Source organism: Undibacterium sp. (assembly GCF_030683615.1).
GTDB classification, from domain to species: Bacteria; Pseudomonadota; Gammaproteobacteria; order Burkholderiales; family Burkholderiaceae_D; genus Undibacterium; species Undibacterium umbellatum.
Map to the genome: position 1 here is coordinate 24,866 of NZ_JAUXQE010000011.1, position 22,418 is coordinate 47,283.

At 50.9% G+C, this 22,418-nt stretch carries 18 protein-coding genes; 6 read left to right on the forward strand and 12 right to left on the reverse strand.

Features of this window, described 5'->3' with window-relative positions; translation table 11 throughout:
* Positions 1-53: 53 nt before the first annotated feature.
* Genes Q8K39_RS06940 through cyoA form a run of 5 tightly spaced genes read right to left on the reverse strand, consistent with a single transcriptional unit; the run spans position 54 to position 5,109 of the window.
* Positions 54-914 (reverse strand): SURF1 family protein, encoded by an 861-nt coding sequence (locus Q8K39_RS06940; RefSeq protein ID WP_305258955.1) that lies wholly within the window; start codon positions 912-914, stop codon positions 54-56.
* Positions 911-1,384 (reverse strand): cytochrome o ubiquinol oxidase subunit IV, encoded by a 474-nt coding sequence (cyoD, locus tag Q8K39_RS06945; protein WP_186952223.1) that lies wholly within the window; start codon positions 1,382-1,384, stop codon positions 911-913. Before cyoD ends, Q8K39_RS06940 begins: the two co-directional genes overlap by 4 nt.
* On the reverse strand, positions 1,381-2,013 hold the full coding sequence (gene cyoC / locus Q8K39_RS06950) for a cytochrome o ubiquinol oxidase subunit III (RefSeq protein WP_230413647.1): 633 nt from the start codon (positions 2,011-2,013) through the stop codon (positions 1,381-1,383). Before cyoC ends, cyoD begins: the two co-directional genes overlap by 4 nt.
* A gap of 25 nt (positions 2,014-2,038) precedes the next feature.
* On the reverse strand, positions 2,039-4,045 hold the full coding sequence (cyoB, locus tag Q8K39_RS06955) for a cytochrome o ubiquinol oxidase subunit I (RefSeq protein WP_305259107.1): 2,007 nt from the start codon (positions 4,043-4,045) through the stop codon (positions 2,039-2,041).
* On the reverse strand, positions 4,045-5,109 hold the full coding sequence (cyoA, locus tag Q8K39_RS06960) for a ubiquinol oxidase subunit II (RefSeq protein WP_305258957.1): 1,065 nt from the start codon (positions 5,107-5,109) through the stop codon (positions 4,045-4,047). Before cyoA ends, cyoB begins: the two co-directional genes overlap by 1 nt.
* Before the next feature lie 204 nt (positions 5,110-5,313).
* On the opposite strand from cyoA, the gene Q8K39_RS06965 reads away from it, so the two are divergent.
* Positions 5,314-6,618 (forward strand): MFS transporter, encoded by a 1,305-nt coding sequence (locus Q8K39_RS06965; protein ID WP_230413648.1) that lies wholly within the window; start codon positions 5,314-5,316, stop codon positions 6,616-6,618.
* A gap of 29 nt (positions 6,619-6,647) precedes the next feature.
* On the opposite strand, the gene Q8K39_RS06970 is transcribed toward Q8K39_RS06965, so the two are convergent.
* From Q8K39_RS06970 to Q8K39_RS06985, 4 genes are read right to left on the reverse strand one after another with little or no spacing between them, the layout of a single operon-like run.
* Entirely contained in the window at positions 6,648-7,829 is a 1,182-nt protein-coding gene (locus tag Q8K39_RS06970) for an FAD-dependent monooxygenase (protein WP_305258959.1), read from the reverse strand.
* A 10-nt stretch (positions 7,830-7,839) separates the two neighbouring features.
* The gene (gene pepP, locus Q8K39_RS06975) at positions 7,840-9,198 is read right to left on the reverse strand and encodes a Xaa-Pro aminopeptidase (RefSeq protein ID WP_305258961.1); all 1,359 of its coding nucleotides are present in this window, start codon (positions 9,196-9,198) and stop codon (positions 7,840-7,842) included.
* A 2-nt stretch (positions 9,199-9,200) separates the two neighbouring features.
* Positions 9,201-9,914 carry an N-acetylmuramate alpha-1-phosphate uridylyltransferase MurU gene (gene murU / locus Q8K39_RS06980; RefSeq protein WP_186952230.1) on the reverse strand — a complete coding sequence of 238 codons (714 nt, stop codon included), beginning with the start codon at positions 9,912-9,914 and terminating at the stop codon, positions 9,201-9,203.
* 9 nt (positions 9,915-9,923) lie between these two features.
* Positions 9,924-10,988: an aminoglycoside phosphotransferase family protein gene (locus tag Q8K39_RS06985; RefSeq protein WP_370868574.1), complete on the reverse strand. Its 1,065-nt coding sequence runs from the start codon at positions 10,986-10,988 to the stop codon at positions 9,924-9,926.
* 132 nt (positions 10,989-11,120) lie between these two features.
* Here Q8K39_RS06985 and Q8K39_RS06990 point away from each other — a divergent pair, with 132 nt between their 5' ends.
* The 4 genes from Q8K39_RS06990 to rsmA all read left to right on the forward strand — a co-directional run bounded on the left by Q8K39_RS06990 (position 11,121) and on the right by rsmA (position 16,834).
* Positions 11,121-13,469, forward strand: coding sequence for an LPS-assembly protein LptD (locus Q8K39_RS06990; RefSeq protein WP_305258962.1), 2,349 nt, complete (start codon positions 11,121-11,123; stop codon positions 13,467-13,469).
* A 166-nt stretch (positions 13,470-13,635) separates the two neighbouring features.
* Positions 13,636-15,012 (forward strand): peptidylprolyl isomerase, encoded by a 1,377-nt coding sequence (locus Q8K39_RS06995; protein ID WP_305258963.1) that lies wholly within the window; start codon positions 13,636-13,638, stop codon positions 15,010-15,012.
* Positions 15,012-16,055, forward strand: a complete 1,044-nt coding sequence (gene pdxA, locus Q8K39_RS07000) for a 4-hydroxythreonine-4-phosphate dehydrogenase PdxA (RefSeq protein WP_305258965.1) — start codon at positions 15,012-15,014, stop codon at positions 16,053-16,055. Before Q8K39_RS06995 ends, pdxA begins: the two co-directional genes overlap by 1 nt.
* Entirely contained in the window at positions 16,052-16,834 is a 783-nt protein-coding gene (rsmA, locus tag Q8K39_RS07005) for a 16S rRNA (adenine(1518)-N(6)/adenine(1519)-N(6))-dimethyltransferase RsmA (protein WP_305258967.1), read from the forward strand. The genes pdxA and rsmA overlap by 4 nt, the downstream gene beginning before the upstream one ends.
* Positions 16,835-16,837: 3 nt before the next feature.
* On the opposite strand, the gene Q8K39_RS07010 is transcribed toward rsmA, so the two are convergent.
* Positions 16,838-17,284 carry a response regulator gene (locus Q8K39_RS07010; protein WP_186952236.1) on the reverse strand — a complete coding sequence of 149 codons (447 nt, stop codon included), beginning with the start codon at positions 17,282-17,284 and terminating at the stop codon, positions 16,838-16,840.
* A 209-nt stretch (positions 17,285-17,493) separates the two neighbouring features.
* On the opposite strand from Q8K39_RS07010, the gene pgi reads away from it, so the two are divergent.
* The gene (gene pgi, locus Q8K39_RS07015) at positions 17,494-19,140 is read left to right on the forward strand and encodes a glucose-6-phosphate isomerase (RefSeq protein ID WP_305258970.1); all 1,647 of its coding nucleotides are present in this window, start codon (positions 17,494-17,496) and stop codon (positions 19,138-19,140) included.
* Between the two features lie 272 nt (positions 19,141-19,412).
* On the opposite strand, the gene Q8K39_RS07020 is transcribed toward pgi, so the two are convergent.
* The gene (locus tag Q8K39_RS07020) at positions 19,413-19,832 is read right to left on the reverse strand and encodes a VOC family protein (protein WP_186952238.1); all 420 of its coding nucleotides are present in this window, start codon (positions 19,830-19,832) and stop codon (positions 19,413-19,415) included.
* An 86-nt stretch (positions 19,833-19,918) separates the two neighbouring features.
* Complete coding sequence (locus Q8K39_RS07025) at positions 19,919-22,288, reverse strand: ATPase, T2SS/T4P/T4SS family (RefSeq protein WP_305258974.1); 2,370 nt, start codon at positions 22,286-22,288, stop codon at positions 19,919-19,921.
* Between the last annotated feature and the right edge of the window lie 130 nt (positions 22,289-22,418).

Below are 22,418 nucleotides of genomic sequence, written 5' to 3' on the forward strand. Positions count from 1 at the left end.
GTGCATGCTAACAGATCATGGGCTATATATTAAATTTGCAATCCCAGCCCGGTTTATGCGGTATACCCTTCATTGGAGGTGCTGGTGTTGTTTCGATGCCGGATTACATATACCCAGGCAGCTGCCGCCATTGCTGCCAGCAAGAACCAGACGATGGCGTAAATTAAATGATTATTGTGGAAATGAATCACGGTCAGGCCTGCAACCGGGGTGTTGGCTAAGGCACCATTTTTCTGAGTGCCGAGTTTGTTGTTGTCTGGGCCTGCATCGGCATCGATAAAGAAAGGGGCGGCCTTGGTTAAGCCAATTGCAGTAGCAATGGCGTTCACATCGCGTGAATACCAACGGTTGCCAGCAGGGTCATTTTTTCTTAAAAATCCTCCGCCTGGTTCTGTCATGCGCAATAGGCCAGTGACCTGAATGCTACTTGCATCCGATGTGGCGAGGCGATCTTTTCCTGACGATGCCCAGTAAGATGCGGCCATTTTTTCCGGGATGTAACCACGGTTAATCAGGATCGTAGCGCCATCTGCAATTGCCAGTGGCGTCATAACCCAAAAGCCGCCTCCTAATTCCGTGGTGGCTTGCGTCAAAACCGTTTTCTCATGCAGGAAAACACCGCTGGCCTGCACATGGCGGTACTCGTCTGCACTTGCATTGATGTTTGGCCATACTGAAAAACCTGGGATGGGTACAGGTGCTGCATGTACACGCTGCTCAACTCGCTCAATCAGATCGAGCTTCCATTGAAGGCGCAGCACCTGCCAGGTGCCGAGAGAAAAGAAGCCTGCAAAAATAACTGCCATGCAGGCCGTGAAGCCCAGTCTGAATAAGCGGGAGCGATGGGAAGGCTGACCTGTCTTTGGTGTCAGGTCAGTTTTTTTTCCAGTGCTTCCTTGTTCATGCTCGTTCATTGCATGGATGGCATGGACTTCATATTGTCCGCAGCGGGCTTGGGCATTGGTGCAGCATTGATCGATTGCGGCTTTGTTTCTGTTTCATGCATCATGCCGGGCATCATATTGTGATTCAGGTGATACATTACCCACAGTGATCCGCTCATCATGATAAATACCAGCATGCCGGTAAATAGCAAGGCCAGCATGGTCCAGCCACCTTCGGATTTGCTATTCATGTGCAGGAAATACACCATGTGCACCACGATTTGCACCGCTGCAAATACCAGCAGGACTATACCTGTGGTACTCGACTTGTTCATGACTTTGCCCATGACCAGCCAGAAAGGGATAGCGGTCAGGATCACGGCCAGGACAAATCCAGTTACATATTCTTTCAGGCTGCCATGGTTGGCGTGCGTATGTCCGTGGTGACCATCATGATGATTACCATGACCATGCGCCATGTGTTCTTGGTGTGCGCTCATGGCAAGACTCCCATCAAATAAACAAAGGTAAATACACCGATCCAGATCACGTCCAGGAAATGCCAGAACATGGACAGGCACATCAGTCGCCTGCCATTTTCTGGAGTCAGACCATGACGACCAATCTGGAACATCAGGGTGACAAGCCAGATAATACCGAAAGTCACGTGCAAGCCATGTGTGCCAACCAGCGCAAAGAAGGAGGTCAAAAAGCCACTGCGCTGCGGGCCTGCACCTTGATGTATCAGGTGTGCAAATTCATACAGTTCAAGACTGATAAAACCGGCACCCAGCAAGCCGGTAATACCTAGCCAGATCAAAGTGGCTTTAACACGCTTGCGCTGCATTTCCAGCATGGCAAAGCCATACGTGATCGATGACAACAACAGCAAGGAGGTATTGACGGCAACCAGCGGCAAGTCAAACAGTTCTGCACCGGTCGGGCCACCTGCATAGTTGCGGCCAAGTACGGCATAGGTTGCAAACAGGCAGGCGAAGATCAGGCAATCGCTCATCAGATAAAGCCAGAAACCGAGCAGGGTGCCGTTTTCCGGATGATGTTCCTTGACATAAAAATCGCTGCTGGCAAGTCTGCCTGCTTGTGAATTTGCACTGGTATTCAAGTTCATACCCTCGTTTGGAAAAGTTGCAGTATCAGACATGGGCGGCACCCAATAAACGTGTACGTTCGCCTTCTGTGCGTATGACATCGGCAACAGGAATATAGTAATCGCGTTTGTAATTGAAGGTATGGACGATGATGGCTGCCATCATGATAACGAAGCCCAGTACTGCCGGTACCCACATTTGCCAGATCAAGGCAAAACCACATACCGCACTCAGCAAGGCGATGATGAAGCCTGCGCCTGTATTCTTGGGCATGTGTATAGGTACAAAACCATCCGTAGGTCTGCTGTATTGATTGCTCTTCATATCTGCCCATGCATCGTTGTCATACACTTTTGGTGTGAAGGCAAAGTTATAGGCTGCAGGAGGTGACGAGGTTGACCATTCCAGCGTACGTCCACCCCATGGATCACCTGTAAAGTCGCGCAGCAAGTGACGGCGCTTGAAGCTGACATACAACTGGATGATAAAGGACGCGATACCCAGAGCAATCAGGAAGGCACCGAAAGCCGCGATCTGGAACCATATTTGCAGGGATTGATCTTCAAAATGGCTCAAACGTCTTGTCACTCCCATCAGGCCAAGTACATATAAAGGCATGAAGGCGAAATAGAAACCGATAGTCCAGAACCAGAAGCAGCATTTTCCCCAGAAATCATCGAGTTTGTAACCAAAAGCTTTTGGGAACCAGTAGTTAATACCAGCGAACATACCGAACAACACGCCACCGATAATGACGTTATGGAAGTGGGCAATCAGGAACAGGCTGTTATGCAAAACGAAGTCAGCAGGTGGTACTGCCAGCAATACACCTGTCATGCCACCAATAACGAAAGTGATCATGAAGCCTATGGTCCACAGCATGGGCAATTCAAAACGGATACGACCACGGTACATCGTGAACAGCCAGTTGAATATCTTCGCTCCGGTAGGAATCGAGATAATCATGGTCGTGATGCCGAAGAAGGAATTGACACTCGCGCCAGATCCCATGGTGAAGAAGTGATGCAACCATACCAGGTATGACAGAATCGTGATCACCACGGTTGCATACACCATGGAAGTGTAGCCAAACAAACGTTTGCTACAGAATGTCGAGACGATTTCAGAGAACACACCAAACGCAGGCAAGACCAGGATGTAGACCTCTGGGTGACCCCAGATCCAGATCAGGTTCACATACATCATGGAATTTCCACCCAGATCATTGGTGAAGAAATTGGTGCCGAACATACGGTCGAGTGACAACATGCCCAATACTGCAGTCAGGACAGGGAAGGCTGCCACGATCAAAATATTGGTGCACAGTGCAGTCCAGGTAAACACAGGCATCTTCATCATCGTCATGCCAGGGGCACGCATTTTAATGATGGTGGCGATCAGGTTGATCCCCGAGAGCAGAGTGCCTACACCAGCGATCTGTAGCGACCAGATATAGTAATCAACGCCAACGTCCGGGCTGGACAAGATGCCGGACAAGGGCGGGTAGGCCAGCCATCCAGTCCGGGCAAACTCACCTACGAACAGCGAGGCCATGACCAGGCCGCCGCCAAAGGCAGTCATCCAGAAACTGAAGTTATTCAGGAAAGGAAAAGCGACGTCACGTGCACCGATTTGCAACGGCACTACGTAGTTCATCAAACCTGTCACCAGCGGCATCGCTACAAAGAAGATCATGATCACGCCATGCGCGGTAAAGATCTGGTCATAGTGATGTGGCGGCAAGAAACCTGCAGAGTCACCAAAGGCCACTGCTTGCTGTATGCGCATCATGATGGCATCAGCAAAGCCGCGCAACAGCATCACCAAGGCAAAAATCACGTACATGATGCCTATCTTTTTATGGTCGATACTGGTAATCCAGTCGCGCCACAACATACCCCAAAGACGGAAATGTGTCAGTGCTGCAAGAATGGCGATGCCACCGATAGCGACGGCAATAAAGGTTGCCAGCAGGATAGGATCATGAAGGGGAATTGCATCCCAGGAGAGACGGCCGAAGATCAACTTCGTCAAATCGATATGGTCTTGCATCATTTATTTCCGATGATAAGAGGGGTTGCTTTGCAGAGGTCAGCTTCTAAACTTGCTAACAATCGCGCATTGCGTGCGGCGTTATCCTGTTCCAGGCGTTGCGTAAACAAATTGCTGAAATCCATTTTTGCATCAGATGCGGCATAGGCTCTGGCATTTGCCTTGGCATCACTCATCATCATTTTGTCCATGCAGACTTCACCGGCACTGACGCAACGGTTAAGGATGGCATGATACAAATCAGCATCGACACTGGCGTAATGGCGTACTGGTTCGCGTTCGCTTGGCTTTTCCAGTTTCAGATAAGTCGCACGGTCCAGCGTTTGTGTCTTGGCTTTGGCAGCCTGCACCCATTGTTCAAAATTCTGGGCAGTCATGCCATGAAACTTGAAGCGCATGTCGGAGAAGCCTGCGCCGCTGTAGTTTGCTGAAAAACCGTCAAACTCGCCCGGTTTGTTGATCACCGCGTTGAGCGTCGTCTGCATGCCAGGCATGGCATAGATCTGGCCTGCCAGTGCCGGGATGAAGAAGGAGTTCATGACATTCGATGCAGTAATCTTGAAGCGTACAGGTACGTCTACAGGCGCTGCGAGTTCATTAACGGTGGCAATGCCAAGGTCGGGGTAGATGAACAACCATTTCCAGTCCAACGCTACCACTTCGACATGCAATACCTTTGTATCGGCGGGAATCGGGCGATTTTCGTCCAGGCGCGATAGATTGCGATAGGGGTCAAGGGTATGCGTGCTGATCCAGGTGATCATGCCGAGGGCGATGATAATCAGCAGTGGCGCACCCCAGATCACCAGTTCAAGCTGGGTGGAATGATCCCAGTCTGGTTCGTACTTTGCCGAAGTGTTGTTTTGTCTGTAACGCCAGGCAAACAAGATGGTCAAAAAGATCACTGGCACAATGATCAGTAACATCAATAGGGTAGACACCCAGATCAGATGGCTTTGTTGAGCGGCGATATCACCTGATGGATTCATTACCACCGTGTTGCAGCCCGCCAACAAAATTGCAGAAAAAACAGCAAATCCGCGTCGTGCAAATAAGGGAATCATATTGAGATAGGTCAATGATTGTAGAAATTTGTGCTAATGTACCCTTACAAAAAGGCCTTGGCGATTGGACGTTTTGTCCTAGTTTTCAAATAAGCATTAAAATTGGAACATCGCACGGGAGCCAGACTATAATTTTTAGAGACAAATTGAGGGACGATTATGGCCAGCATCAGCACCCATGAAAATGAACTACCCCCCAGCCATATGACAGCTTCTGGAAGCAGGGATATGAAAGACCATCATTCCGACCATTCTTCTATTGCTCCAGGCGAAATCGCCATCGGCGTCGTCATCGGCAGAGCCTCGGAATATTTTGATTTCTTTGTCTATGCACTCGCTTCGGTGCTGGTCTTCCCCCAGGTTTTCTTTCCATTTGAACAAAGACTGGAAGGCACTCTGTATGCTTTCGTCATCTTTTCATTTGCTTTTTTGGCGCGCCCGTTCGGCACAGTGGCCTTTATGGAAATCCAGAAGCGACTGGGACGTGAAGCCAAGCTCACCATAGCCCTGGTTTTATTGGGCGCCTCTACCGCTGGCATTGCATTCCTGCCAACCTATTCGCATCTGGGTGCAACTTCTATTGTGTTACTGTCCTTGCTGCGCATAGGGCAGGGCGTTGCGCTGGGTGGTTCCTGGGATGGTTTGCCTTCTTTATTGGCTTTAAATGCGCCGGAAAACAAGCGCGGCTGGTATGCCATGCTGGGTCAGTTGGGTGCACCGGTAGGCTTTATGATCGCGGCTGGCTTGTTTGCTTACATGTTAGCCAATTTGTCGACTGAAGACTTTCTGGAGTGGGGATGGCGTTATCCCTTCTACGTCGCGTTTGCGATCAACGTGGTTGCCTTGTTCGCCCGTTTGCGCCTGGTTTCTACCAATGAATACAAGCATTTGCTCGATGAGCGTGAACTGGAGCCGACCAATATCGTCGAGATGACCCGTTCCCAGGGCCGCAACCTGCTCATCGGTGCGCTGGCGGCTTTGGCCAGTTACGCACTGTTCCATCTGGTTACGGTGTTCCCATTGTCATGGATTACGCTTTATTCCAAACGTTCTCTCAGCGAATTCCTGGAAATACAAATGTTTGGCGCTGTCTTCATGATCGTGGGGATCATTATTTCCGGTCTGGTCGCTGACCGCATAGGCCGTCGCAAAATGTTATTTGCGCTGGCGTTGATGATTGCCGTGCTGAGTGGCTTTGTGCCAGCCTTGCTGGGCGGCAGTGAGTTTGGGCAGGATCTCTTTATTCTGCTGGGCTTTGCCGTACTGGGATTGTCCTACGGGCAGGCATCGGGTGCTGTGACCTCTAACTTTGCTCCCAAATACCGTTATACAGGTGCTGCCTTGACTTCTGACCTGGCATGGCTGGTCGGAGCAGGCTTTGCTCCTCTGGTTGCGCTGGGCTTGTCTGCTCATTTCGGGCTGGAGTATGTCAGTCTTTACCTGTTGTCCGGCGCTGCATGTTCGGTAGCAGCGCTGAGCTTGAATCGTGCTCTGGAGATCAAAAACTAGTGGATGATTGAGCGCACCGAGGTGTGCGCTCAGCGCCAGCCAAACATCATCTGTTCTGCCAGCATACGTTTTGCTGGCTTTACCATGTCGAGCGCACCCAATCCCAGCCCCAGCAATGCCTGACTGAAAGAACCGTCAGGGCTGCTGGCAAATACGCGGGCCATGCTGTCGGTGATGCGTATGGTCAGCTTCCTGTCGGCCTGGCGCTCCGCCAAGTAGGCTTGCAGGGCGGCGGCTGTATCGCTGCTGGCAGTATCATGCAAATGCCGTGTCAGCGTACGTGCCAATACCATGCAGTCACGCAAGCCGAGGTTCAAACCTTGTCCTGCTACCGGGTGCAGGGTTTGCGCGGCGTTGCCGATGGAGACAGTGCGGGCAGTGGCGTGTGCCTGTGCGTTCAAGCCTAGCGGATAAGATACACGAGCCGAGGCCTTGATGAAATTGCCGAGGCGATGGCCAAAGGCAGTTTGCAAGGCCAGCCTGAATTGAAGATCGTCCATTGCCAGCAACTGGTCAGCCTGTTCGGGACGCACACACCAGACCAGGGCATAGCCATCTTCTTGCGGTAACAGAGCCAGCGGGCCTTGCTCTGTGAAACGCTCAAAAGCGCGTCCGGCTATCTGGGCATCCGTATTCACATGGGCGATGATGGCAGTCTGCTGGTAATCATGACGCTGGCTACGCTGTTCCTGATCACCAAAAGTGCCACCCTCTGCCTGTATGACGATGCTGGCACTGATGTGGCTGATTTCTTCCGTCCCCGCTTTACGTAAAGTGAGGCGCACATGGTCGTCGGCCTCTTCCAGGGCGGTGACGTTCATTGGCCTTTGTATATGTACTCCACTGCGGCTGATGGCTGCTTGAAGTGGCTTTATGATATCGCCATAGCGTGCGACATAACCCAGGTCAGGTACGGCATAGTCTGCAGCCCGCATCAGGCTGCGGCCAAAATGGCCACGGCGTGAAACATGGATTTCCTGGATGGCAGTTGACTTGACTGGCCATGCACCAGCGGCTTGCAGGATTTGCCTGCTGCCATAGGAAATAGCGATGGAACGGGCATCCTGTTCTGCCTGCTCAGCAGTCTTTGCATCGTAGAGTGCAATGCGCTCAGCAGCATAACCCTGCTGATACAGCAATAAAGCCAGCACCTGGCCTACCGGGCCTGCGCCACAAATCGCGATATCGACATCATTGATAGTGTGAGTCATCTTTTGCGCCCTAAGGCTTGGCCATTTCTGTTTCTATCTCTGCTACATTTTTTGGTGTATCGCGGCTGAGGTTCACATGACCATCTGCTGTGATCAGGATATCATCTTCTATGCGTATGCCTATGTTCCAGTATTCCTGCGGCACATTTTCAGCAGGGCGCACATAGATGCCGGGCTCTATGGTGATGACCATGCCAGGCTGCAGTTGGCGATATGGCCGGGTATCTTCAGTTTTTTCAGCTGCCGTGGATGCTCTATAGTCACCAACATCATGTACATCCAGCCCCAGCCAGTGGCCAGTGCCATGCATATAGAACTGGCGGAAAGCCGCGTTGGCGATAGCATCATCTAGACTGCCGACCTTGTTTCTATCGAGCAAACCGGTATCAAGCATACCTTGGGTCAGCACGCGTACCGCAGCATTGTGACCGTCCATATACACAGAACCGGGGCGCGCGCATTCCAGTGCTGCTTGCTGTGATGCCAGTACGATTTCATACAGGCGTTTTTGTGCAGGGCTGAATTTGCCATTGGCGGGGAAAGTGCGAGTGATGTCTGAAGCGTAACTATCGAATTCACAACCAGCATCGATCAACACCAGGTCACCATCCTTGATCTGTGCGTGATTGCTCTGGTAGTGCAGTATACAGGCATTGGCACCTGTGGCGACGATGGAACCATAGGCTGGTGCCTGCGCGCCATTGCGACGGAATTCATATAGCAGCTCAGCCTCCAGCTCATATTCAAATTTGCCCGGCTTGGTACTGCGCATGGCGCGTGTATGAGCTGCAGCAGAAATGCTGGCGGCACGCTGCATCAGGGCGATTTCTGTTGCATCCTTGAACAGGCGCATTTCATCGATCAGCTCGCGCACATCCACGCTAATGGAAGGTGCCTTGATGCCACTGCGGCCTTTATCACGTACGGCTTGCAGGCTTTGTTGTACCTGGCTGTCGATATGCGGTTCCTGTGCGGCGCTGTAAAACAAGGTGTGAGCATCGCTGAGCAGTTCAGGCAATTTTTCTGCCAGGCTGGCGATAGAGTAGGCGGCATCAAAAGCAAATTCTTGGGCGGCTGCCTCTGGGCCAAAACGAAAGCCATCCCAGATTTCACGCTCAGGATTTTTTTCGCGGCAAAACAGAATCGACTCTTGTTTGTCCGCAGTGGTGACCAGCACGATCACCGCTTCAGGCTCATTGAACCCAGACAAATAGTAAAAATAACTGTCGTGACGGAAGGGGAAGTGATTGTCACTATTGCGTATCCATTCGCGCGCCGTTGGTATGACAGCTACACCACCACCTCGTGCCTGCATCTGCGCCATCAATTGCTGGCGGCGCGCAAAATAGTTGGTGGTGTTGATGCTCATGCTTATCCTTTGAAGTTCAATGGCGCGTTCAGCGCTTCAATTTGATCAGGTGTGCCCAGATTATGCCATTCGCCACGGTACAGTTCGCCACCGACCCGGCCTGCATCTATGTATTCACGCAGCAAGGGCCCAAGCTTTGCGTGATCACCTGGGCGTATGGAGGAAAACATTTCCGGACGATACACGCCGATATTGCCAAAGGTGTGGCGTGGTGTGCCTTCATTCGACAGGCCCATGAGTGTCAGGGCAAAATCACCCGTCGGATGAAAGCTGGGGTTCTTCACCATATACAACCAGGCAATATCGCGCTCATGTTCTGCATGCGGATTACCCCAGGGATCATTTTCTTCCAGGGTATTGAGGCATTCAGCAAAATTGAAGTGGGGAATATAGATGTCACCAGACACGACAATGAATGGATCATCGCCCAGCAAGTGCAGGGCTTTGGCGATGCCACCGGCAGTTTCCAGCGCCTGTTCTTCGGCTGAATATTGTATCTTTGCGCCAAAGCGTGAACCGTCACCCAGAGCATCTTCTATCATATGACCAAGGTGGGCATGATTGATGACCATCTCAGTGATACCAGCCTTGACCAGGTTCAGGATATGCCAGACGATCAGCGGCCTGCCGCGTACTTTGAGTAAAGGCTTGGGACAGGCATCAGTCAGGGGACGCATACGTTCGCCGCGCCCGGCGGCAAGTAACATGGCTTTCATGACCCAGCCTTAGAAGGTATAGCCAACTTGCGGCGCATTGTCTTGCAACTCGTCCAGCAGGCGCAATAGTGGGATCAGTTCCTTGTAGCGATGTGAAGTTTTGCGCACATATTCCATGACGGTCGGGATATCGGCGATGTAATGATGCTTGCCATCACGATGCGACAGACGCGCGAAGATGCCGAGGATTTTGAGATGACGCTGCAAGCCCATCCATTCAAAATCGCGGTAAAAGCTATCGATGTCTGGAGCTACCGGCAGGCCTGCGCGTCTGGCTTTTTCCCAGTAACGTATGGCCCAGTCAAGGACGATTTCTTCATCCCATTGCACATAAGCGTCGCGCAACAACGACACCAGGTCATAGGTAATGGGGCCATACACGGCATCCTGGAAATCGATGATGCCAGGATTGCCCTTGTCCATCCACATCAGGTTGCGTGAATGATAATCGCGGTGCACATACACTTGCGGCTGTGCCAGTGCACTTGCTAGCAAATGGTCAAATACTTTGTTTAGTGTGGCCTCCTGGGCATCCGTCAGGGTTACACCCAGGTGTTGGCCGATATACCATTCCTTGAAGATATTCAATTCACGTTGCAGGAAGGCTCTATCGTATTCCGGCAAGACATCGGCCTGGCTTTGCGCTTGTAGCAAGATCAGGCTGTCTATGGCATCCATATACAGTTTGTGTGAATTATCACTATTCAAGATCTGGCCATAAGTATTCATGCCCAGATCGGTCACCAGCATGAAACCCTGCTCAAGATCGTGTGCCAGTACTTCGGGTACAGTCAGATTGATACTTTTCAACAAGTTTGCCATCTTGATAAAGGCAGCGCTATTCTCTGTTGCGGGTGGCGCATCAACGGCAATGAGGCTGTTACCGTCTTCAGTGTCAATTCTGTAATATTGGCGAAAGCTGGCGTCGGCAGAGGCAGTACGCATGCTGTCATGCTTCAGGGAGTGGCCGGTTAAGCCAGCAAGCCAGATTTGTAGCGACTGTTTGCGTTGTTCTTTTTCGGGGGAGATCGCTGCAGATGCTGCAGAATTTCCTGGGATTGCTGTAGAAGACATGTATAAATTTTAATGAAAGTTAGTTTGTCTGCATACTTCAAGTGGTTTTGCCAGCATTTAACCTATAATAGGCGACTGATTTCTGGCATATTGTCTGTATGATATCGTCCAGCATTGTTGGCAAAACGCTTAATGACCACTGAATTCATGCGCAGGAAACCCGTATTATCTCACTCACCGCTGTTGTTTCCTACTATCCCGGCGATTCTGGTGTCGGTTTTGGTGCCTGCCTACTTTTCTCAGGCGATGGCCCAGACTGTTACCAGCGATGCGCCAGATGACAATCAGGTACAAACTCAGCTAAAACAACTGCCAGATGACAAATCGACTCAAGAACCCAAAGAGGGCAAAGGAGCTAAAGAGGCTGCGCTCAGCCAGAAGCAACTGGAAAAGCTGAGCGAAAAGCAAAAGCAGGACGACAAGAATGCGCCAGTCACTATCACGGCTGAGAAATTCACAGGCAGGCCTGAGCGCTATATCAAGTTCGAACATAATGTCGAGGTTGTCAAAGGCGGCACCCGCATCAATGCAGACGAAGCCACGTACCGCAACCTGGAAGATGAAGTCGACGCCAGTGGCAAGATACGCATGCAACGCTATGGCGATTGCTATACCGGTGATGCCCTGCGTATGCAACTCGATGCCAGCGCCGGGTATGTCAGCAATCCTGTCTATAAACTCTTGCGCAATAATGCCCAGGGCCATGCTGCCCGCATTGATTTTCAGGATGAAGAGCGTTCCATCATTACACGCGGCACCTATAGCACCTGTGAAGGCTTGAACCCGGACTGGTATCTGGAATCCGACACCCTGAACCTGGACACCGGGCTGGACCGCGGCGTGGCAGGTAAGTCTGTCTTGTATTTCAAGGGTGTACCCATCCTTGCAACACCTTCGCTGACATTTCCGTTGTCGGGTGCTCGTCACTCCGGTTTTTTGCCGCCGATCTTGGGCGCTTCATCCAAAGGTGGGCCAGAGCTGACCTTACCGTACTATTTTAATATTGCCCCTAACCGTGACTTGACGGTTTACCCCAAAATGATCGCCAGACGCGGCCTGCAACTGGGTTTGGAAGGGCGTTATCTGGGTGAGACCTACTCAGGTGAAACCAGTGTAGAAGGCTTGTGGAACGACAGGGTAAGCAATAGCAACCGCTATGCGGTGGCTTCGATACATCAACAGCAACTTTTGCCACAGATGGTCTTGTCCTGGAATATCAATTCCGCTTCGGATGATGATTATCCCGCCGATTTTTCGCGCACCATCACCAAGACTGCCCAACGCTTGCTATTGCGTGAAGCCAGTCTGACTTATTATGGCTCGTTCTGGAACCTGGGCCTGAGAACGTCGAATTATCAGGTCTTGCAAGATCTGGCTGCTCCAATTGCCCGTCCTTACGACCGTTTGCCGCAATTGCAATTGCATGCAGAGCAGCATGATGTCGGCGGAGTGGACTGGTCACTGGATAGCATACTGACACGTTTCTGGCATCCTACCCTGGTGCGTGGTGATCGTATGGTCTTTAATCCCCAGGTTTCTTTGCCTCTGGTGCAGGCGGGCGCTTTTGTTATTCCTAAAGTGTCTTTACATGCTACCAATTATCATCTGGTGAACCCCGGACCTGGCAAGGAAACGGATTTTCACCGGGTGGTGCCGACATTCTCAGTCGATAGTGGTCTGGTATTCGAGCGCAAGACGACGATGTTCAATAAGGAATTGACGCAAACTCTGGAACCTAGACTGTTCTATGTGAATACACCTTACCGTGATCAGTCGCGCATGCCGAATTTTGATAGTGCGGTGGCTGACTTTAACTTTGCCCAGATTTTTAGTGAAAACCGCTTTACCGGCCAGGACAGGATAGGGGACTCAAACCAGATTACTGCCGCCTTGATTTCACGTTTTATCGAAGGCAATGGCGATGAAAGCCTGAAACTGGCGATTGGTCAGCGTTTCTATTTCAATACGCAAAAAGTGACGCTTGATAATACCGCCAGCAATAGCCGTTCTGACTTGTTATTGGCGGCGACGGGCAAACTTTCCTCTACGCTGAGTGGGGAGATGGCCTTGCAACTCAGCCAGACAGACAGGCAGTCCGTACGTGCCAACTACGGCATACACTGGCAGCCAGCACCTAAAAAAGTCTTGAATCTGGAATATCGTTACCAGCGCAATAGTCTGGAACAGATTGATGTGTCAGCACAATGGCCGATGGCAGACCGCTGGTATATGGTGGGCAGAAGCAATTACTCCATGATGGATAAAAAAATGGTGGATGGTTTGCTTGGCTTTGAATACAAGGCCGATTGCTGGTCCTTGCGCTTTCTCGCGCAACGCTTTGCCACCACCAGTATCAGTAATACATCCGGTTTCTCGGTACAACTGGAATTGAATGGCTTGGCCAGACTGGGCTTCGGTGCAAACCCACTGGATGCCTTGAGGAAAAATATTTCAGGCTACCAGTCTGGTAACGAGCGTTAGCTCGTTGCTGGTGAAAAATAATTTGCTGTATTAACAATAGCCATGTTCGCGCCCGCTGTTTGTGAAACGGGAACGAACGTGTATATTGCAACTTTTGCCCGTTTTGTAGCTCTATATCGGGAATGGCTTAACAGGATTTTGGACCAATATGCGACCTTTATTGCAAATGAAACAAAGTAACTTACTTACTAACTTACTTACCAAGTTATTCACTGCACTGGCAGTTTCCGCCGGTTTGCTCATCAGCGCAACAGCCTGGTCACAAGTCAAACTCAGCCCTGTAGTTCCGCCCAAAACGCAAAGCTCGGCACAAGTGGTGAATAGCATCATTGTGGTTGTGAATGATGAAGTCATTACACGCCAGGAATTGAATGAACAAATACGGGTAGTAGAAATGAGCCTGAAAAAGCAGGGTACGCCTTTGCCTGATCGTGCTGCCTTGCAAAAGCAATTGCTGGAACGCATGATTATTGACCGCGCCCAAATGCAACTTGCCAAAGAAAATGGCATGCGTGTAGACGATGTCATGCTGGACCGTACCATGTTGCGTCTGGCTGAGCAAAACAAAATGTCCTTGCAAGAGTTCCGTAATCAGATCGAGCGTGAAGGCACTTCCTATGCGAAGTTCCGTGAAGAGATTCGCGACGACATCCTCAAGCAGCGCATACGCGAGCGTGAAGTCGACAGCAAAATACAAGTATCTGAAACAGAAATCGATAATTACCTGGCGGCAGATGCCAGCAACAAAACTGCCAAGCAAGAGTTGAATCTGGCACATATTTTGATCAGCATTCCTGAAAAGGCCTCTGCTGAGCAAATTGCGGCACGTCGCCAGCGCGCTGAAGAAGTAATTGGTAAACTGCGCTCTGGCGCTGACTTTGGCAAAACTGCAGTAACATACTCAGATAGCTCAGAAGCCTTGAAAGGCGGCGACATAGGCTGGCGTGAACAAGACCGCTTGCCGCAATTGTTTGTTGATGCCATCAGCAAAGTCAAGGTTGGTGAATACTCTGACATCGTACGCAGCCCGAATGGTTTTCATATCGTCAAGGTCAATGGTAAACGTGCTGCCAACGACAGCAAAGCTGCCGCTGCCGAGCAGCAAAGCCGTGCGCGCCATATTTTGCTGAAGGTCAGCCAGATTGTGACCCTGGAAGAAGCACGTCAGAAATTGCTGGATTTCAAGAAAAAAATAGAAGCCAAGGAAGCCACGTTTGAAGACTTGGCGAAGGCGCATTCTGCAGACGGTTCAGCGTCCAAAGGTGGCGACCTTGGATGGTTGTATCCAAATACGACTTTGCCAGAATTTGAGCAAGCCATGGATAAACTGGCCATCAACCAGATCAGTGAGCCTGTCGTCACGCAATTTGGTGTCCATCTGATCCAGGTGACTGAGCGCAAGACTGATGAGTTGTCCAAAGACAGGCAGCGCATGGCTGCCCGCCAGGCCGTGCGCGAGCGCAAATCGGATGAAGCCTTGCAAGACTGGCTGCGCGAAATCCGTGACCGCGCCTATGTTGATTTCCGCCTGGAAGAAAAATAATGCCACAGCCCAGTTTGCCGGTCATCGCGGTAACCGTAGGCGAACCGGCCGGCATAGGGCCTGAAATTGCGATACGGGCTGCCTGGCAGTTAAGACATGAAGTCAGGTCAGTGTTGATAGGCGACACTGCCTATCTGTCCATGCTGGCAGCCGAGCTGGACCCTGCCATCAGTATGATGGGCGTGTCCCTGCAGGCCTTGCGTCATCAGGGCCTGCCTGCCTCTGGCAACGAGCGCCTGACTATCATTGATTGCCCCTTGAATGCCTTTGTCATTGCCGGTCAGCTGGACCCGCGTAATGGCCGTGCCGTTTTACAGACTCTGGATGTGGCAATTGAAAGTGTGCAGCGCAAATGGTGTGAGGCGGTTGTCACGGCACCATTGCAAAAAAGCACCATCAATGATGCCGGTGTCTCTTTCAGCGGTCATACTGAGTATTTCGCCGAAAAAACCTATACTGGCCGTGTCGTCATGATGCTCGCCAGCGAAGCCAATGCGCAACTGCCGCAAGCTTTGCGGGTAGCGCTGGCAACCACCCACCTGCCACTGCGCAAGGTCGCCGAAGCGATACAATTTGATGACTTATGGAAAACCATAGAAATCATCCATGCCGACTTGCGCAGCAAGTTTGGCATAGAAAATCCACGCATCCTGGTAGCGGGCCTGAACCCGCATGCGGGTGAGAACGGTTATCTGGGCATGGAAGAAATCGAAGTCATCACGCCCGTCATTAAAAAGGCGCAAGCGGCTGGCATGCAAGTCAGCGGTCCTTATCCTGCCGATACTTTGTTCCAGCAAAAATACCTGGAGCAGGCAGACTGTATATTGGCCATGTACCATGATCAGGGTTTGCCTGTGCTTAAGCATGCGAGTTTTGGGCTGGGTGTGAATATCACCCTTGGTCTCCCATTGATACGCACCTCGGTCGATCATGGCACTGCCCTTGACCTGGCAGCCAAGGGCACTGGTCATGCAGATATCAGCAGTATGCTGGTGGCTATACGTTGTGCCGCCAGCATGGTCAACAAGCAAGCAATACTATGAAACATATCCCTCGTAAACGATTTGGCCAGAATTTCCTGACCGATGAACTGGTCTTGAGCAATATCACGCGCGTCATCAATCCGCGCCCTGGCCAGACCATGGTGGAAATTGGCCCGGGCCTGGCAGCCATGACACGCCAGTTGCTGGACGGCTTGACGCAATTGCATGTGGTTGAGCTGGACAGGGACCTGGTGGCCCGCCTGAAGAAAAACTTCTCGCCAGAAAAACTCATCGTGCATGAGGGCGATGCTCTGCAATTTGATTTTGCCTCCATCCCCGTGCCTGAAGGTCAAAAGCTGCGTGTAGTAGGAAATTTGCCTTACAACATCTCCAGCCCTTTGTTATTCCATCTGGCCGAGATAGCGCCGCTGGTGGAAGACCAGCATTTCATGCTGCAAAAAGAAGTTGTCGAGCGCATGGTCGCTGATCCTGGCAGCAAGACCTATGGCCGTCTGTCTGTCATGCTGCAAGTACGCTATCACATGGAATTGATGTTCATTGTGCCGCCAGAAGCCTTTGACCCGCCTCCGCGGGTGGAATCTGCCATCGTGCGCATGATACCCAAGCCGGGCGCCGTGCCTTGCGATATCCGGAAACTGGAAGAAGTCGTCACCAAGGCCTTTTCCCAGAGACGCAAGGTAGTGCGTAATTGCGTTGCCGGATTGTTGTCTGAAGCCGACTTGCTGGCCTGTGGTGTCGATCCACAACTGCGGCCTGAAACCATCCCCCTGGACGCCTATGTTGCCATGGCAAACTTGTTAAGCGGACGTTCTGCCTGATGCTTAAATTAGCCCGGAGTTCTTCCAGGCTTTCCTGCGATCTATCATGGTTTTCAACTGCTTTTGGGATTTGTTGACGGCATAATGCATGGATTGCAGCAGGGTGGCGGGGTTGAAGGGCTTGACAATAAAGCCATTGGCCCCGGCCTTGATGGCCTTGACCACTGTATCCCGGTTATTGCTTCCAGTGACCATCAGGACGACGGTTTCGGGTGACACACTCTTGATATGCTCAAGAATTTCCAGACCACTGATATCAGGCATCATGACGTCCAGGCAAACAATCTCGGGTATGGTTTTTTCAAGCCAGTCTAGCGCGATGACACCGCTTGAAGCTTCGCCGATTACATTAAATGCTTCGCTGTTGAGGATATGACGCAGCATGGAACGACTGATATCGTTATCGTCCACGATCAAGATGCCTAAGTCACGTCTGTCTAACATGTTCATCGGTTTCCCCTGTTTCTCGGAGTTACGTGTGCTTCAGTGCCTTGTTGTTTTCTGTTTCAATTTTTGTTAACCATAATTCCAGATGAGTTTTTTGTCTGCAAAAATCTGAATAACGTGGTTAATGTTTATTTTAGCAATAAATATGCTGGCTGCATGCACAATTGAGTAGCCTATAATCAGCGGTAATAGAATTACCACATGGACAGAATATGAACATTACCCTAACCCCCGAATGGAGAGCTCTGCTGGCTCATCAGCAAAGATTGGAACAGCAGCACCTGCGTGATTTGTTTGCAGCCGATAGTGACAGGTTCAGGCATTTTTCGGTAGAGCTGGATGGCTTGCTGGTGGATTATTCCAAACAGCGCATAGACCAGCCAACGCTGGATAGCCTGATGTCCCTGGCGCGTCTGTCCAAAGTGGAAAGCTGGCGTGATCGCATGTTTGCTGGTGAAAAAATCAATATTAGTGAAGACCGCGCCGTCTTGCATACAGCATTGCGACATACCGATTTCACGCCCTTCCCGAACGAAGCAGAAGATGTCATGCCCAAAGTCAGGGCAGTGCGCAAACAGATGCGTGACATCGTCGAACGGGTACGCAGTGGCTTGTGGCGCGGCTTCAAGGGTGATGCGATACAGACTGTGGTCAACATAGGCATAGGTGGCTCAGACCTTGGCCCCAAGCTGGCGACGCGTGCCCTGTCGGCCTTCCAGCATCCTGGTCTGGCCTTTTACTATGTCTCGAACCTCGATAGTGCCCACCTGGCCCCCTTGCTGGAAAAGCTGGACCCGCGCACTACCTTGTTCATCGTTGCCTCAAAAACTTTTACTACGCAAGAAACCAGCATCAATGCCCAGACTGCGCGTACCTGGCTGATGGCAGCGGCGATGGAAGAGTGGGCCATCAGCAAGCATTTCATTGCAGTCACTTCCAGCCCTGGCAAAGCACATGAATTCGGCATCCCTGACGCGAATATTCTGGAAATCTGGGACTGGGTAGGCGGTCGTTATTCGCTATGGTCAGCGGTTGGTCTGTCGGTTGCCCTGGCGATAGGCATGAATGGTTTTGAGCGTCTGCTGGCCGGTGCTGAAACCATGGACAAGCATTTCTGCAACGCGCCGCTGGAAAAAAACTTGCCGGTACTGCTGGCCCTGATCTCGATCTGGAATACCAATTTTCTCGGGGCAGAAACCACGGCCATCTTGCCGTATAACGAATCGATACGCCATCTGCCTGCCTTTTTACAACAGTTGGAGATGGAATCGAATGGCAAGACTGTAGGTCGTGATGGTGAAGCCCTCACTTGCCGCGCCAATCCCATTGTCTGGGGGGAGATAGGTGTGAATGGCCAGCATGCCTTCTTTCAGCTCCTGCACCAGGGCGGCTGGCTCATCCCCTGCGATTTTGTGGTGGCAGCTTCCAGTGATTATCCCTTGCCAGGTCACCAGGCACCTCTGCTGGCAAACTGCCTGGCCCAGAGTGCGGCCCTGGCCTTTGGCAAGACTGAGGCGCAGGCGCGTGACGAATTGTCGCAAGCAGGCCTCAGTGATGTGCATATCGGCAAACTATTGCCGCACAAGGTCTTTGCGGGCAATCAGCCATCCACCACCATACTCATGCCCAGTCTGGATCCTTTTCAGTTAGGCATGTTGCTGGCTTTATATGAACACAAAGTGTTTGTACAGGGCGTGATCTGGGGTATCAACTCATTTGACCAGTGGGGTGTGGAGCTGGGCAAGCAACTGGCTAACCGCCTCTTGCCAGCGATTTTAGGTAACCAGGATTATGATTCGCATTTGGACACATCGACTAGCGGCCTGATTGCTTATTTTCGCAGGCATGGACATGTGTAAGGCTGTAAAGTGATTGAAAGAAATAGTTAAAACTCCTCGAAAGCATATTGTCAAAGTTGACGCAAAGAATCTTGCTTGATATAAAGAAACTTCTTAAATCAATTCAGGATGCGCCTATGTGGACAGGAATTTTGGGTGTTGTTTCAGTCGTCATCGTAGTGACCATGGTTGTATTGATACGTGCCATGAATAAAGAAGCGCGCCGCTCTGATCACCAGAATTGAATCAAAAAACGCAGACCAGGGTCTGCGTTTTTTTTATGCACAGGCTGATTACCAGCTACCTGTGTTTGGCATTGAGGCCCAGGGCTCAGCAGGTGCCAGCGGCTCACCCTGCTGCAGCAATTCTATCGAGACATTGTCGGGTGAACGCACGAAGGCCATGTGCCCATCGCGTGGCGGGCGGTTGATAGTGACACCGTGATCAGCCAGGCGTTGGCATAACTGGTAGATGTTTTCGACGCGGTAAGCCAGGTGGCCAAAATTGCGGCCGCCGGTATATTCTTCTGGATCCCAGTTATAGGTCAGCTCTACCTGAGCATCATGGTCGCCTGGTGCTGCCAGATACACCAGGGTAAACCGGCCTTTGGGATATTCTTTCTGGTGTACCAGTTCCAGTCCAAGTGCATCTCGGTAAAAACGCAGGGAAGCCTCAAGATCGGTGACGCGCACCATGGTGTGCAGATATTTCATGTTTGCTTTCAAAAAAATCCTGCCATGGAGTCGTATCTCCGTGACAGTACAGAAAATACCAGGATTCTAGCTGAATTTTCGAAATGCTATTTTATGCAGACTATTCTGATTTGCTTCATATCCGTAATCCCCGACAAGACTTTTTCTATGCCATCCATTTTCAGGGTCAGCATGCCATCTGCCAGCGCGGCAGTCAGCAGTTCGGAAACGCGGGCATGGTCTTGTATGAGTTTTTTGATGGTGTCATTGGCAACCATGAGTTCATGTAAACCGACCCGGCCTTTATAGCCTTTCGAGCAATGTTCACAGCCTACCGCTTTGTATAGAGTGAATTTACCAGTGTTGTCTGCGTACTGGCTTTGCCAGGTTGTGAACACTTTTTTCTTGGCTTCCACCGGGTTTTTGAGAAACAGCTCGGTATTCAGCAATTCCTGGCAGTATTCGTCCAGCAAAGCTACCATTTCTTCTTTCTCAGGATGGTAGACCAGTTTGCATTTGCCACACAGACGCTTGGTCAGGCGTTGGGCCAGGATGCCGAGCAAGGCATCCGCAAAATTGAAAGGGTCCATACCCATGTCGAGCAAGCGGACGATGGATTCTGGCGCGCTATTGGTATGCAGGGTGGCGAACACCAAGTGACCTGTCAGTGAAGCTTCCAGACCGATAGACACTGTTTCCTTGTCGCGCATTTCACCGACCATGATGATGTCAGGGTCAGCCCTCAAAAACGCCCGCATGACAGTGGCAAAGTCCATGCCAGCCTTGCGGTTGACCTGTACCTGGCGCAAACCTTTCTGGGTGATTTCCACCGGATCTTCTGCCGTCCAGATCTTGGTCTCTGGCGTGTTTAAATGGCTTAATACTGAGTGCAGGGTGGTGGTCTTGCCTGAACCAGTAGGGCCGCAGACAAAGAACAGGCCATAGGGTTTGCTGACCACATTTTTCAGGCGTTCCAGGTTGTAGGGCAACACACCCAGTTTATCGATGGGAATAGGTTCACCTGCTGCCAGAATACGCATAACGACATCTTCCATGCCGCCCGAAGAGGGGATGGTGGCAACACGCAGCTCTATATCAAAGGGCCCATATTTCTTGAACTTGATCTTGCCATCCTGGGGTTTGCGGCGTTCAGAAATATCCAGGTCACACATAATCTTGATACGTGCCAGCAGCGCGCTGCGGTAACTTGCCGGTATTTCGATGTAGGGCGACAAGGTACCATCCTTGCGGAAACGTATCAGGGTTTTCTCTTTGCCTGGTCGCGGTTCTATATGGATGTCAGAAGCACCTTGCTGATAGGCGTCGATGATGATTTTGTTGATCAGTTTGACCAACTCGTTTTCAACCGCAGCCGATACCTCGACGACGGCCTGGCCAGCATGTTCTTCATCTTCGTCTTCCATGCCAGACAGCAGTTCATCGACAGAACCGCCGTCGCTGGCACTACCAAAGAACTGATCTATGGTCTGGCGGAATTCTTTCTTGGTGGTGACCCGGTAATGGATTTTTGAAGTGGCAAAGACATGGTTGACGACATGGGTGGTATTGGTATGTTCCGGGTCTATCGCCAAGACTGTCAATCCATTCTGGTCTTCCATGATGGGCAGCCAGGAATTTTGTTCCACATATTGGCGCTTAAGTCTTTTGACCAGGTCAATCGGGATGATGCGCTCAGGCTTATATTCTTCATATGGCACATTGAAATACTTGGACAAGGCTTGTCCAAGTATGCTGCGCTGTACCTTGAATTCATCTATCAACACATCTTCCAGGTCCAGCAGATTGCGGCGTGCCGAGCGGACAGCCAGTTCCAGTTCAGGAGCAGAGAGTATGGCTTCGGAGACCAGGAAATCAAATTTGGTGCGTGGAGTGTTGGTAGGCAACACCTTGCTTTTTTGTGAAAACGCAACAGCAAGGGTTTCGCACAGGGCTTGTACACCTTCCGCAGCGATGGCATTAAAGGCATTGCCGAGGCGATGATTGATAAATTGAACGACACCCAGCAATTCCTTGCTGTGCGCATCAATGATCGGCGCTACCAGCATTTGCTTGGTGCGGTATCCAGTGCGCTGATCGACCGCCCGCTGGAACTTCAAGGTGGGGGAGTGCGAGCGCAACTCTTCATCATCATAGACGTCGTGCAGGCTGATCATGGTCTTGGTCAGGGCGACATGGCCAGCAATACTTTGGTCAGAAATCGATAAGCGCAAGTCTTTGAACGAGTTCAGACCAGTCTTGATTTTGGAAATCAGAGTGATTTTATCTTGAGCGACCACGTAGATAGTCAGGCGGTCACATTCGAACAGATTGCAAATGTCCGGCGAGACGTCCAACATGATCTGGTCCAATGCATCGGCACCATGGATTTTATTCGTCAAGGCTTGCAAGTTTTTAAAAAATTGCAGCCTGTGATCGAGGTTTTCTTTGGAAGAATTTGCGACTTGAGCAGTTACCACGATTCTTTTTCCTTGAGCCGTTGCGTGTCTCACACAGTAATTATCAGCTTATTCTCAACTAAAGCGGTGGAGTGATTGCAAGATACTGTAAATTAGTGTTCTCTTGAGTCAATTTTTACAAAAATGTATC

Excerpts from the sequence above, each read along its gene's own strand:
- murU (WP_186952230.1), bottom strand. The coding sequence starts at position 9,914 with ATGAAAGCCATGTTACTTGCCGCCGGGCGCGGCGAACGTATGCGTCCC.
- cyoB (WP_305259107.1), bottom strand. The coding sequence starts at position 4,045 with ATGCAAGACCATATCGATTTGACGAAGTTGATCTTCGGCCGTCTCTCC.
- pdxA (WP_305258965.1), top strand. The coding sequence starts at position 15,012 with ATGCCACAGCCCAGTTTGCCGGTCATCGCGGTAACCGTAGGCGAACCG.
- cyoD (WP_186952223.1), bottom strand. The coding sequence starts at position 1,384 with ATGAGCGCACACCAAGAACACATGGCGCATGGTCATGGTAATCATCAT.
- Q8K39_RS07020 (WP_186952238.1), bottom strand. The coding sequence starts at position 19,832 with ATGAAATATCTGCACACCATGGTGCGCGTCACCGATCTTGAGGCTTCC.
- Q8K39_RS06940 (WP_305258955.1), bottom strand. The coding sequence starts at position 914 with ATGAACGAGCATGAACAAGGAAGCACTGGAAAAAAAACTGACCTGACA.
- cyoA (WP_305258957.1), bottom strand. The coding sequence starts at position 5,109 with ATGATTCCCTTATTTGCACGACGCGGATTTGCTGTTTTTTCTGCAATT.
- Q8K39_RS06970 (WP_305258959.1), bottom strand. The coding sequence starts at position 7,829 with ATGACTCACACTATCAATGATGTCGATATCGCGATTTGTGGCGCAGGC.
- pgi (WP_305258970.1), top strand. The coding sequence starts at position 17,494 with ATGAACATTACCCTAACCCCCGAATGGAGAGCTCTGCTGGCTCATCAG.
- cyoC (WP_230413647.1), bottom strand. The coding sequence starts at position 2,013 with ATGAACTTGAATACCAGTGCAAATTCACAAGCAGGCAGACTTGCCAGC.
- Q8K39_RS06995 (WP_305258963.1), top strand. The coding sequence starts at position 13,636 with ATGAAACAAAGTAACTTACTTACTAACTTACTTACCAAGTTATTCACT.
- Q8K39_RS06965 (WP_230413648.1), top strand. The coding sequence starts at position 5,314 with ATGACAGCTTCTGGAAGCAGGGATATGAAAGACCATCATTCCGACCAT.
- Q8K39_RS07010 (WP_186952236.1), bottom strand. The coding sequence starts at position 17,284 with ATGAACATGTTAGACAGACGTGACTTAGGCATCTTGATCGTGGACGAT.
- Q8K39_RS06990 (WP_305258962.1), top strand. The coding sequence starts at position 11,121 with ATGACCACTGAATTCATGCGCAGGAAACCCGTATTATCTCACTCACCG.
- Q8K39_RS06985 (WP_370868574.1), bottom strand. The coding sequence starts at position 10,988 with ATGTCTTCTACAGCAATCCCAGGAAATTCTGCAGCATCTGCAGCGATC.
- pepP (WP_305258961.1), bottom strand. The coding sequence starts at position 9,198 with ATGAGCATCAACACCACCAACTATTTTGCGCGCCGCCAGCAATTGATG.
- rsmA (WP_305258967.1), top strand. The coding sequence starts at position 16,052 with ATGAAACATATCCCTCGTAAACGATTTGGCCAGAATTTCCTGACCGAT.